This window comes from Amycolatopsis sp. cmx-4-61 (assembly GCF_046548775.1).
Taxonomy (GTDB): domain Bacteria; phylum Actinomycetota; class Actinomycetes; order Mycobacteriales; family Pseudonocardiaceae; genus Amycolatopsis.
Genome location: NZ_JAEBEI010000005.1, coordinates 85,743 through 98,117, shown reverse-complemented (window position 1 = coordinate 98,117; position 12,375 = coordinate 85,743). Strand labels below are relative to the sequence as shown.

At 71.8% G+C, this 12,375-nt stretch carries 10 protein-coding genes; 8 read left to right on the top strand and 2 right to left on the bottom strand.

What is annotated here, in order from left to right:
- Window positions 1-18: 18 nt before the first annotated feature.
- The 8 genes from ACLJOU_RS17380 (at window position 19) to ACLJOU_RS17345 (ending at window position 9,450) form a co-directional block, all read left to right on the top strand.
- A complete protein-coding gene (locus tag ACLJOU_RS17380) occupies window positions 19-1,242 on the top strand; it encodes a glycoside hydrolase family 18 protein (RefSeq protein ID WP_410568522.1) in 1,224 nt (407 codons plus the stop codon).
- A gap of 54 nt (window positions 1,243-1,296) precedes the next feature.
- The gene (locus ACLJOU_RS17375; RefSeq protein ID WP_410568520.1) at window positions 1,297-1,962 is read left to right on the top strand and encodes a DUF2461 domain-containing protein; all 666 of its coding nucleotides are present in this window, start codon (window positions 1,297-1,299) and stop codon (window positions 1,960-1,962) included.
- A gap of 149 nt (window positions 1,963-2,111) precedes the next feature.
- On the top strand, window positions 2,112-3,536 hold the full coding sequence (gene pyk / locus ACLJOU_RS17370) for a pyruvate kinase (RefSeq protein ID WP_410568518.1): 1,425 nt from the start codon (window positions 2,112-2,114) through the stop codon (window positions 3,534-3,536).
- Between the two features lie 36 nt (window positions 3,537-3,572).
- Window positions 3,573-4,469 (top strand): acyl-CoA thioesterase II, encoded by an 897-nt coding sequence (tesB, locus tag ACLJOU_RS17365; protein ID WP_043783452.1) that lies wholly within the window; start codon window positions 3,573-3,575, stop codon window positions 4,467-4,469.
- A 345-nt stretch (window positions 4,470-4,814) separates the two neighbouring features.
- A complete protein-coding gene (locus tag ACLJOU_RS17360; RefSeq protein ID WP_410568516.1) occupies window positions 4,815-5,717 on the top strand; it encodes a helix-turn-helix domain-containing protein in 903 nt (300 codons plus the stop codon).
- A 28-nt stretch (window positions 5,718-5,745) separates the two neighbouring features.
- Window positions 5,746-5,949, top strand: a complete 204-nt coding sequence (locus tag ACLJOU_RS17355; RefSeq protein ID WP_410568514.1) for a DUF397 domain-containing protein — start codon at window positions 5,746-5,748, stop codon at window positions 5,947-5,949.
- Between the two features lie 151 nt (window positions 5,950-6,100).
- A complete protein-coding gene (locus ACLJOU_RS17350; protein WP_410568512.1) occupies window positions 6,101-6,310 on the top strand; it encodes a hypothetical protein in 210 nt (69 codons plus the stop codon).
- Window positions 6,311-6,435: 125 nt separating this feature from the next.
- Window positions 6,436-9,450, top strand: coding sequence for a helix-turn-helix transcriptional regulator (locus ACLJOU_RS17345; protein WP_410568510.1), 3,015 nt, complete (start codon window positions 6,436-6,438; stop codon window positions 9,448-9,450).
- 246 nt (window positions 9,451-9,696) lie between these two features.
- Here ACLJOU_RS17345 and ACLJOU_RS17340 read toward each other — a convergent pair whose 3' ends face one another.
- Window positions 9,697-11,307 (bottom strand): succinic semialdehyde dehydrogenase, encoded by a 1,611-nt coding sequence (locus tag ACLJOU_RS17340; RefSeq protein WP_410568508.1) that lies wholly within the window; start codon window positions 11,305-11,307, stop codon window positions 9,697-9,699.
- Between the two features lie 103 nt (window positions 11,308-11,410).
- Window positions 11,411-12,310 carry a hypothetical protein gene (locus ACLJOU_RS17335; protein ID WP_410568506.1) on the bottom strand — a complete coding sequence of 300 codons (900 nt, stop codon included), beginning with the start codon at window positions 12,308-12,310 and terminating at the stop codon, window positions 11,411-11,413.
- Window positions 12,311-12,375 lie beyond the last annotated feature (65 nt).

Here is a 12,375-nt window from a genome sequence, read left to right as displayed (position 1 = left end):
TCCCGGGAGGAAGAACGCATGTCCCGATTCCGCAGGAAGAGCTTCTCGGCCCTGCTGGCCGTGGCCGCCGCCGCGGGCCTCGTCGCGGGTGGCGCGACGGCCCCGGTGGCCACCGCCGCGACCGAGACCGCGCAAGCCTCGGTCGGCAAGGTGGTCGGCTACTTCACCGAATGGGGTGTCTACGACCGCAACTACCACGTCAAGAACATCGAGACGTCGGGCTCGGCGAGCAAGCTGACCCACATCAACTACGCCTTCGGCAACGTGACGAACGGCGGCTGCGCCATCGGCGACGCCTACGCCGACTACCAGAAGACCTACGACGCCGCGGGCAGCGTGGACGGCGTCGCCGACACGTGGGACCAGCCCCTCGCCGGCAGCTTCAACCAGCTCAAGAAGCTCAAGGCCAAGCACCCCGGCCTGAAGGTCATCTGGTCCTTCGGCGGCTGGACCTGGTCCGGCGGCTTCGGCCAGGCGGCGAAGAACCCCGCCGCGTTCGCGAACTCCTGCTACAACCTGGTCAACGACCCGCGCTGGGCGGGGGTCTTCGACGGCATCGACATCGACTGGGAGTACCCGAACGCCTGCGGCCTGAGCTGCGACACCAGCGGTGCGGCGGCCTTCAAGAACCTCCTCCAGGCGCTGCGGGCGAAGTTCGGCTCGAAGCTGGTCACGGCGGCGATCACCGCCGACGGCACCAGTGGCGGCAAGATCGACGCGGCCGACTACGGCGGCGCGTCGCAGTACGTCGACTGGTACAACGTGATGACCTACGACTACTTCGGTGCCTGGGCCGCGCAGGGCCCGACGGCGCCGCACTCGCCGCTCACCAGCTACAACGGCATCCCGACGCCGGGCTTCTACTCCGACGCGGCGATCCAGAAGCTCAAGAGCAAGGGCGTCCCGGCGGGCAAGCTGCTGCTGGGCATCGGGTTCTACGGCCGCGGCTGGACCGGCGTCACGCAGAGCGCACCGGGCGGCACCGCGACCGGCCCGGCGCCCGGCAAATACGAGCAGGGCATCGAGGACTACAAGATCCTCAAGACGTCCTGCCCGGCGACCGGCACCATCGCCGGCACCGCGTACGCCAAGTGCGGCAGCAACTGGTGGAGCTACGACACCCCGTCGACCATCGCCGGCAAGGTCTCCTACGCCAAGCAGCAGGGGCTCGGCGGCGCGATGTTCTGGGAGCTCTCGGGTGACACCACGAACGGCGAGCTGATCACCGCCGTCGCGAGGTAGGCCCTCGGGGGCACCGGCGAAACCCCGTCGGTGCCCCCGTTTATCGTCGCGGGCGTGACGTTCAGCGGATTCGGCGAGTACGCCATCGACTTCTACGACGGCCTCGTCGAAGACAACTCCAAGCCCTACTGGGACGACCACGTCGAGACCTACAAGTCCGACGTCCGCGCGCCGATGGAGGCGTTGCTCGCCGAGCTGGCGCCCGAGTTCTCCGACGGCTTCGGCGAGCCGAAGGTGTTCCGCCCCTACCGGGACGTCCGGTTCGCCAAGGACAAGACGCCGTACAAGACCCACTGCGGTGCGGTGATCGAGCAGGGCCGGGGCGGCGGCGCGTACTACGTCGAGGTCGGGCCGGACGGCCTGCGCGTCGGCGGCGGCTGCTTCCACCTCGAGCCCGACCAGCTCGCCCGGTTCCGGACGGCCGTCGACACCGAGCTGCACGGCGAAGCGCTGCGGAAGATCCTCGCCAAGCTCGAGCGGGCCGGCTGGGAGGTGAAGGGCGACCGGCTCAAGTCGAAGCCGCGCGGGTTCGACGCCGACCACCCGCGGATCGACCTGCTGCGGCACCGCTCGGTGTACGCCGTGCGCGGCTGGGAGCCCGACGACGTCCTGCACGAACGAGGCGCCCTCGACCGCGTCCGGAAGGCCTGGCGGCAACTCCGCGAGTTCAACGAATGGGCCCGCGACCGGGTCGGCGCGAGTGAACGGCCCCGTCGCTGACAGTGGCTGTGACCTGCGGGGCTTCGCCTCGGCCGGGGGCTCCGCCCGGCAGGCTTCGAAGCATCTGAGCGGGCAGGTTTCTGAACATCTTCTTGAACATTCGGGATCGGTACAGACGAACGCGCGAAGAGGGACTACCCTGTGCAGACGTGAGCCGACGCGCGAAGATCGTTTGTACCCTGGGACCCGCCACCGCCACGCCGGAGAAGATGCGGGCGCTGGTCGACGCGGGCATGGACGTGGCCAGAATGAACTTCAGCCACGGGAGCCACAGCGACCACAAGCAGGTCTACGACCTGATCCGGGCCGCGGCCGCCGACAGCGGCCGGGCGGTCGGCATCCTCGCCGACCTGCAGGGCCCGAAGATCCGCCTCGGCACGTTCGCCGGCGGTCCGGTCGAGTGGCACAACGGCGACATCGTCCGGATCACCGTCGAGGACGTCGCCGGCACCCACGACCGGGTCTCCACCACCTACAAGGGCCTGGCGAGGGACGCCAAGCCCGGTGACCGGCTGCTCGTCGACGACGGCAAGGTCGGCCTGGTGGTCCGCAAGGTCGAGGGCCCGGACGTGGTGTGCGAGGTCACCGAAGGCGGCCCGGTCAGCAACAACAAGGGCGTCTCGCTGCCCGGCATGGACGTGTCCGTGCCGGCGCTGTCCGAGAAGGACATCGAGGACCTCGAGTTCGCGCTCGAGCTGGGCGTCGACTTCATCGCCCTGTCCTTCGTCCGCTCGCCGGCCGACATCGACCTGGTCCACCAGGTGATGGACCGGGTCGGCAAGGGCAGGCTGCCGGTCGTGGCCAAGATCGAGAAGCCCGAAGCCGTCTACAACCTCGAAGCCATCGTGCTGGCCTTCGACGCGGTGATGGTCGCCCGCGGCGACCTCGGCGTCGAGCTGCCGCTGGAGCAGGTCCCGCTGGTGCAGAAGCGCGCCATCCAGATCTGCCGCGAGAACGCGAAGCCGGTCATCGTCGCGACGCAGATGCTCGAGTCGATGATCAACAACTCCCGGCCGACCCGCGCCGAGGCCTCCGACGTCGCGAACGCGGTGCTCGACGGCGCCGACGCGCTGATGCTGTCCGGTGAGACCTCGGTCGGCCGGTACGCGATCGAGGTCGTGGAGACGATGGGCCGGATCATCGAGGCGGTCGAGACCGACTCGCCGATCGTGCCGCCGCTCTCGCACGTCCCGCGGACCAAGCGCGGCGTGATCTCCTACGCCGCCCGCGACATCGGCGAGCGGCTCAACGCGAAGGCCCTGGTCGCGTTCACGCAGTCCGGTGACACCGTGCGCCGCCTCGCGCGCCTGCACACCCGGCTGCCGCTGCTGGCGTTCACGCCCGAGGAGTGCGTGCGCAGCCAGCTGTCGATGACCTGGGGCACCAACACCCACATCGTCCCGCAGGTCAGCTCGACCGACCAGATGATCCAGCAGGTCGACCACGCGATGCTGGAGATGGGCAAGTACCAGAAGGGCGACCTGGTCGTCATCGTGGCCGGTTCCCCGCCGGGCACCGTCGGGTCGACGAACCTGATCCGCGTGCACCGCCTCGGTGAAGACGACCACGCATAAGGGACGCGTCACCCGTCCAGCACATAGGGTCTGGCCATGACTGAATTGGCCAGGACGGCCGCCACCGAACTGGAGATCCCGGGTGGCGGCCAGCCGGTGCTCGATCGACTGGTCGCGCTGCTCGACCTGGAGAAGATCGAAGAGAACATCTTCCGCGGCGTCTCGCCCGCCCACTCGCCGGTGCGGGTGTTCGGCGGGCAGGTCGCCGGGCAGGCGCTGGTCGCGGCCGGGCGCACGGTCCCCGAGGAGCGCCGGGTCCACTCGCTGCACGCGTACTTCATCCGCGGCGGCGACCCCAGCGTGCCGATCGTCTACGAGGTCGACCGGATCCGCGACGGCCGGTCGTTCACCACGCGCCGGGTCGTGGCGATCCAGCACGGCAAGGCGATCTTCTCGCTCTCGGCGTCGTTCCAGACCGACGAGCCGGGCATCGAGCACGCCGAAGCCATGCCGGAGGGCGTGCCGGCGCCGGAGACCCTGCCGACGCTGATGGAACGCGCGGAGGGGTACGCGATCGGTGCGCACGCCCGGCCGCGGCCGATCGACCTGCGGTACGTCAACGAACCGCCGTGGGTCACCCGGCAGACCGGCGAGCGGCCCGCGCGCAACCAGGTGTGGATGCGCGCCGACGGGAAGCTGCCCGACCAGCAGCTGCTGCACGTCTGCGTGCTGACCTACGCCTCGGACATGACGCTGCTCGACTCGGTGCTCGCCCGCCACGGCGTCTACTGGGACACCGACAAGGTGCTCGGGGCGAGCCTCGACCACGCGCTGTGGTTCCACCGGCCGTTCCGCGCGGACGAGTGGTTCCTCTACGACAGCGCCTCGCCGACGGCGTCCGGCGCCCGCGGTCTGGCCACGGGCCGGTTCTTCGCCCAGGACGGCACGCTGATCGCGACGGTCGTCCAAGAAGGACTCCTGCGCGTCTTGTGATGTTCGCCGGGAAATCACCCTCACGGGCGACCAATTGCCCGAATACCGGTCGCCGGAAAAGGGCATTCGGCTCGCGTAAGGGGGCCGGGACCGATCGGGGGACGGCCCCGGACCCCTTCGCCCGATGATCGCGCAGCACGCTGCCCGATCATCGTCTACCCTGCTCAGAGGCCGGTCGAAGCCACGGCGGGCCGACAGTCGGGCGCCCGGAGCAGTGCAGGGTGCGAGGATACAAGAGCATTCTGCAAATTGCAGATCCGGTGCCGGAATCGACTCGCGTTAATCCCCCGACTCCGCGCCGGGATGGTTGGATACACGGACCACTCGACATCCGGAGGTGCCGCGATGGCAAGGGGACAGAGCCCCACGGTTCGCCGCCGGAGGCTGGCGGGCGAACTGCGCCGGCTCCGCGAGGCCGCGGACCTGACCATCGACGAGGTGGGCGAGAAGCTCGAATGCTCGGCCTCGAAGATCAGCCGCATCGAAACCGGGCACGTCGGCGTCACGCCGCGTGACGCCCGGGACATGCTGGCCCTCTACGGCATCACCGGCGACGAGCAGGAGGCGCTCGTCCAGCTGGCCAGGGAGGCCCGCAAGCGCGGCTGGTGGCACGCGTACAACGAGGTCTTCACCGGCACCTTCGTCGGGCTCGAAGCCGAAACCAGCTCCCTGCGCGCGTTCCAGGCGCTGCTGGTACCCGGCCTGCTGCAGACCGAGCGGTACGCCCGCGCGGTGATCCGCGCGCTGCGCCCGGACGCCGAAGAGGCCGAGATCCGCCGCCGCGTCGCCGCCCGGATGGCCCGCCAGGAGCTGCTGACCGAGAGCCCGCCGACGGAGTACTGGGCGGTCATGGACGAGGCCGTGCTGCGCCGCGTGGTCGACGGCCCCGAAGTGATGGCGGAGCAGCTCTACCGGATGGTCACCCTCGCCGAAAAGCCGAACGTGACCATCCAGGTCGTGCCGTTCGGTGCCGGCGCGCACCCCGGCATGGAAGGTCCCTTCCTCATCATGGGCTTCCCCGAGCAGGCCGACCCGGACGTCGTCTACGTCGACGACAGCACGTCCAGCGGCCTCTACCTGGAGGAACCCGCAGACGTCCGGCGCTACGGGCTGATGTTCGACCATCTGCGCGCGGCCGCACTGAAACCGGACGACTCGGTGGAGCTGATCGCCGAGGCCGCCGGACGGTTCGCCGAACAGGCGGCCGTACCGGCTCCGGTGCACCATCCGGATCCGAGGACCCAGTAGGGCGAGGACACAGTAAGGAGTGGGGACCATGGAAGCAGAACTCTCCGGGGCGCGGTGGCGCAAGAGCAGCCACAGCGGCGGCGGCAACGACTGCGTCGAGGTCGCGTTCGTCGACGGCGGCGCCGCGGTGCGCGATTCGAAGGACCCCGAAGGGGGTGCGTTCCGCCTGCCCGCGTCGGGTTGGCGGGGGCTGCTGGCCGCGGTGCGGACCGGCGGCCCGGCGCACGACTGAGGCGCTTGGAAAAGACCCCTTACCCCCGTCGAGCTGGGCTCGGCCGGGAGTAAGGGGTCTTTTCGCGCTGATGCCTACGTGATCACCCGATGCCCGGGGGGTGCCCTCAGGACGAACCTGAGTGCTACCAACCGAGAGACAGGGGAACACGATGCACAGCGATCTCATGCTCGACGCGGTCCGCGCCGAAGCCGCCTACCGGGCCGAGGAACTGCGGAAGGCCGGGCGCAGTGCCTGGGCCGCCCGCGCCCGCCGCGCCGTCCGCCACCTGCGGGCCGCGCACACCGACGTCGAGGTGCCGAGGCAGGAGCGCCGGGAGGCCGCGCGGGAGACCGCCGGCGTCGGCAAGACCGCCCGGTAAGGGGCGGCGAGATGGTGTCGAAGGCGATAAGCGGCCGGAAACCGTCGGGGACATCCGGGGCTTCGCCCCAGGTCGGGGGCTCCGCCACCCGAGCCCCCGAAAAAATGTCGGTGGGGTAGGCAACAATGCTCCTCGTGCCCCGACTCGGCTCCGGAATCCCGCTCGTCGCCCGTACCCACGAGATGCGGCGGCTCCGCGCCGCCTTCGCCAGGGCCGAACGTGGCGAAGCCGGCGCGGTGCTGCTCTCGGGGGACGCCGGGGTCGGCAAGACCCGGCTGCTGACTGCGCTCGGCGAGCACGTCTCGGCGTGCGGTGGGCTGGTGCTCACCGGCCGCTGCATCGACGTCCGCGAGGGCGGTCTTCCTTATCTTCCGTTCGCCGAAGCGCTCGCCCCGCTGGGCAGCGCGACGGACCCGGTGGTCGCCGCCGCGGTGCGGGCCCGGCCCGCGCTCGGGCGGCTGCTGCCGCAGGGCCCGGGCTTCGAGGAGCCCCGGGCGGCCGAACACCCGCCGATGACCTCCAACGACCGGGAAACCATGGTGCGTCCCCGGCCGGAGCAGGATCTCGGTCAGCTGCAGTTGTTCGACGCGGTACTGGGGGTGCTGACCGAGATCGCGGAGTCGCGCCCGGTGGTGGTCCTCCTGGAGGACCTCCACTGGGCCGACGCATCGACCCGCAACCTGCTGTCCTTCCTGCTCACCCGGCTGCGGGCGCAGCGGCTGCTCGTCGTGGGCAGCTACCGGGAAGAGGACGTCCACCGGCGCCACCCGCTGCGCGGCGTGCTCTCCGAGCTCGTCCGGCTCGCCACGGTCGAGCGCGTCGACCTGCAGCCCTTCGGCGCGGCCGACGCCCGCAAGTTCGTCGAGGCGCTGGCCGACGAGCCGCTGCCGTCCGGGGTCGTGGCCGACATCGTCAGCCGCTCCGAGGGCAACCCGTTCTTCGCCGAAGAGCTGCTCGCCACCAAGACCGAGTGCAACGACCTGCCCGCCGGGCTGGCCGAGGTGCTGCTGTCCCGGCTCGAGCGGCTGTCGCCGGACGCCCGCCGCGTCGCGCGGGTGATCTCGGTGGCCAACGAGCCGGTCATGCACGCCGCTCTCGCCGAGGTGTCCGGGCTGGGGGAGCTGGAGCTCGACGAGGCGTTGCGGGAAGCCGTCCAGCACCACGTGCTCGTGGTCCTCTCGGACGGCTCGTACACGTTCCGGCACGCGCTGCTGCAGGAAGCGGTGTACGGCGACTTGCTGCCGGGGGAGCGGTCGCGCACGCACGCGGCGTACGCGGCGCGGATCAAGGCGCGGCCGCAGGGCCGCGGCCACGACGCGAAGCTGGCCTACCACTCGATGCAGAGCAGCGATCTGGCCACCGCGCTGCCGGCGTTGCTGCGCGCGATGGACGAGGCCGAGAAGCTCGGCGCGCCCGGGTCGGCGCTGCAGCACGTCGAACAGGCGCTGTCCATCTGGGACGCCGTCAGCCCGGCCGACCGGCCCGACGGGGTCGACGAACTGCAGCTGCTGTACGAAGCGTCCTACTTCGCGGGCACGTCCGGCGAGCCCGAGCGGGCCGCCGCCTTCGCGCGCTCCGCCACGCAGGCGCTGACCCCGGACATCCCGAACGACCGGGCCGCGAAGGTGTGGCGGCGGCTGGCGGACGCGCTCCTCGCGCTGGAGGGCACCCTCGACGAGGCCGTCGCCGCCATCGACCGCGCCTGGGATCTGGTCGAGAACACCGAACCGAGCTCCGCGCGGGCCTGGGTGCTGGCCAGCCGGGCCGGGTTCCTGCGGATCCTCGACCAGCCCGAGGCGGCGCTCGACAGCGCGCTCACCGCGGTCGCCGACGCACAGGCCGTGGGCGCGACGGGCGCGGAGGCGTCGGCTCTGGTCACTCTGGGCACGCTCGCCGATTCGCGGGGCGACGCCGCCGAGGCCCGCGAGCGCCTGCGCCAGGCCCAGCGCAAGGCGCGCGACGTGGGTGCGTACAACACCGAAATCCGCGCCACCTACTTCCTGGCGTTGAGCCACGACGACCACGGCGAGTTCACCGAAGCGCTGGAGCACGCCTCCCACGGCGTCGCCCGGGCCGAAGAGACCGGGCTGAGCTGGAGCGTCTACGGGCTGGAACTGCGGGCGGGGCAGCTGAAGCTGCGCTACCTGATGGGCGACTGGCCGGACGAGAGCGCCGGGCGCGCCGGCCGCGGGGTCTCCAGCGCGGTCGCCGCGCGGATCCTGGCCATCTGGTCGCTGTTCGTCGTCGCCCGCGGCCGGTTCGACGAGGCCGCGAAGCTCCTGTCCGGGCTGCGGCAGCACTGGACGGCGGACATGCAGATCCCGCTGTCGGCCGGGGGCGCCGGGATCGAGCTGGCGTACTGGCGTGGCGACCACGCCGGGGCCGTGCGCCAGGCCGAAGAGCTGATCGGCTGGCTGGAGCGGATCGAACCCGGCCTGCTGGCCGGCATCCGGGTGGCCGCGCTCGGCGTGTCCGCCGCGGCCAAGCTGGCCGCCGAAGCTCGTGTCCACGGCGATCAGGCCGCGGCCGAAGCGGCGGTCGCCACCGGCGAGCGGTTCCTGGCGCACGGCCGGATGTGCTCGGTCGTCGGCCAGCCGCGTTCGGGCACGCTCGGCCCCGAGGGCCGCGCGTGGCTGGCGCGCCTGGAGGCGGCGGCGACGTGCCTGTCCGGCCGCGGCGACGCGGAAAAGTGGACGGCCGCGGCGGCGGCGTTCGGCTACGGGGCGGTGTACGAGGAGGCGGTCTGCCGCTGGCACGAAGCCGAAGCCCTGCTGGCGGCGGACGCCGACGCGGGTGCGGCCCTGGAGGCGGCGCACGCGGTGGCGGTCCGGCTCGGCGCGATCCCGTTGCGCGACGCCGCCCGCGACCTGGCGCACCGCGCCCGCGTCGAGCTGGCCGGCGTCGAACCGGCGGCCCCGGTCCGCACGGTCACCGACCCGCTGACCGACCGCGAGCGCGACGTCCTCGAGCGGGTCGCCCTGGGTCGCACGAACCGCCAGGTCGGCGAAGAGCTCTACATCAGCGAAAAAACGGTGAGCGTCCACCTTTCCCGCGTGATGGCCAAGCTGGGCGCCAGCCGCCGCGCGGAAGCAGTCGCCATCGCCTACGACCGCGGCCTCCTCACCGCCTCCACCTCGTGATCCGAGGGTCAACTCACGTGATTGAAGGGTCGACACGCGTGATTGAAGGGACGACACGCGTGATTGAAGGGTCGACACGCGTGATTGGAGGGTCGACACGCGTGATTGAAGGGTCGACACGCGTGATTGAAGGGACGACACGGCCGGGGCCGCCCGTTTCGCCGTGTCGACCCTCCAATCACGAGTGATGACTCTCCAATCACGCGTGATGACCCTTCAATCACGCGTTCTGACCCTTCGATCACGTCAGCGGGGGAGGCGGCGGAGGGCTTTGAGGCCGATCGTCATGCCGCGGGACCACAGCGAACCCGGGATCGCGCGGGGCGGGCGCAGGGCCAGGCCGCGCTGGAGGGCGATCGACTGGGACTCCGTGTACTTCAGGAGGCCTTCGGCGCCGTTGCGGCGGCCGACGCCGGAGTCCTTCATCCCGCCCATCGGCACGCCGACGCTGCCGAACGTCGCCGCGTAACCCTCGTTCACGTTGACCGTCCCGGCCTTCAGGCGCGCCGCGACCTCCCAGCCCGCGCGGCCGTTGCGGCTCCAGACGCTGGCGTTGAGCCCGAACGGCGTGTCGTTGGCCCGCTCGATGGCGTCGGTGACGTCGGTGTAGCCGTAGATCGAGACGACCGGCCCGAACGTCTCCTCCGCGAACGGCAGCATGTCCGGCGTGACCCCGGAAAGCACCGTCGGCTCGTAGAACAGCGGGCCGAGGTCGGGCCGGGCGCGACCGCCGGTGAGGACCGACGCGCCCTTCGCGCGAGCGTCCTCCACGTGCGCGGACACCGCCGCGAGCTGCTCCTCCGACGTCAGCGAGCCCATCTGGGCCTGGTAGTCCAGCGCCCCGCCGAGCCGCAGCGCCGCGGTGCGGGCCACGAACGCGCGGGTGAACTCGTCGCGGATGTCCTCGTGGACGTAGATCCGTTCGACCGACACGCACAGCTGCCCGGCCGAGGAGAAACACGCCGTCACCGCGCCCGTCGCCGCCTTCGCGACGTCGGCGTCGGGCAGGACGACCATCGGGTTCTTGCCGCCGAGTTCCAGCGAGTACGACGTCAGCCGCTTCGCCACCTGGCCGGCCAGTTCCTTGCCGGTCGGCGTGGAGCCGGTGAAGCACAGGTAGTCGGACTCCTCGACCAGCGCGGTGCCGATCTTCGACCCGCGGCCGAGCACGATCTGCCACGTCCCGGCGGGCAGCCCGGCCTCCTCGGCGAGTTCGTGCAGCCACAACGCCGAAAGCGCGGTCTGGTTGTCCGGCTTCTGCACCACGGCGTTCCCCGCGGCCAGCGCCGGCAGGACGTCCATCGCGGTCAGGGCCAGCGGGTAGTTCCACGGCGAGATGATCCCGACGACGCCCTTGGGGTGCCGCACCTCGCCCGCGCGGGTCAGGCCGGGGATGACCCCGGCGACGCGGCGGGGCGCGAGGATCTTCGGGGCGTGCTTGCCGTAGTAGGCGGCCACCAGGGCGGTCGCGCTGACCTCGTCGAACGCGTCGAGCCGCGCTTTGCCGGCCTCGACCTGGACCAGGTCGAGCGCCTCTTCCTGGCGGGCGAGCACCAGGTCGTGCAGGTGGGTGAGGACGCGGGCGCGCTCGGCGGGGGAGTGCTCGGCCCACGCCCGCTGGGCCGTGCGCGCGCCGGCGAACACCGCGCGGACGTCGGCGTTGGTGGCCTGCGGCAGGGTCGCGATCGGCAGGCCGGTGAAGGGCGCGTTCATCCGGATCGGCGCCGAGTCCGCGCCGCCCCGGACCCGGGCGACGAGCTGGGCCGCCCGCGCCGAGCCCGGCGCCCCGGCGATGCCGCCGACGGTCGGCGGCATCGAGGTGTCTTCGACTGCGTTCGCGGGGGTCGTGCTGGTCATGACGTCTCCGTTCCGGCGGAGTCCGCGCGACGTCGCGCAGGGGTTACCGACGAGTACACCATACCGTCGGTACGTCAGATGTCCAGCTCGACGTGAATAAGATTCACGTATTGGGCGGGTGGAGGGGCGGCAGCTGGTAGTTGGGTTCGGTCGGTTCCTGCCGGCCCGGGTGCGGCTGCGCCTGCGTCACGCCGCCGAAGGGGTCGCCGGGCTGCTGCGCCGGGAACGGCTGCGACGCCGGGCCGCCGTACGAGGGGGGCTGCGGGCCGGTCTGCGGCGGCGGGGCCTGGGCCGGGAACGGCTGGGACGGCGGATAACCCGGGTGTGGCTGCCCGTACTGCTGGGGCGGCCCGGGGTACGGCCGCGGCTGCTGGTACGGCCCGGGTGGCGGTCCGGCCGGCGCCGCGACGGGTGCCCGTCGCCCGCCCAGCACCGCGGCACCCAGCGCCAGCAGGGCGACGATCCCGCCGCCGAGCAGCAGCCAGAACCCCGCGCCGGTCGCGTAGTGCGCTTTGACCGCCGCGTCGTCGGTCTCGTAGCTCAAGGTCGCCGAGACGTCCATGCCGAGCATCCACACCGCCGCGGCCACCCCGGCGCCTCCCGCGACCAGGGCCGTCCGGGCGCCCGGGCGCACGCCGGGTTTCGCCGAGCGGCGCCTGCCGGCGAACGCCAGCACGGCCCCGGCCAGCAGCACCACCGCGCCGGCGGTGAGCGGGATCCCGTACCGGGCGACGTGGGTCCGGTCGTAGAACTTCTTCTCGTCCGGGCCGGGCTCGACGGGGAACGAGCGCGACCAGGCGGTGATCGTCTGGCTGCTCTCGGTCTTGCCGTCCACCACCTGGTCGAACGAGGTCTGCGGGAGGAACGACCCGGTGATCACCAGTGCCGCGGCGAGGATGCCGAGTACTCCCGCCAGCAGCCGGAAAAGGGCGCCGGGATCGGCCGGCGGCGCGGTGGGTGGCGGAGTGGGGGGCGGGCCGTAGGGGTACGGGGCGGCGGTCATGGGAACTCCCCTCGTTCGGAGGGATTGGACCATGAAATCCCCCTGCGGGATAAGGGGCAAAGCAC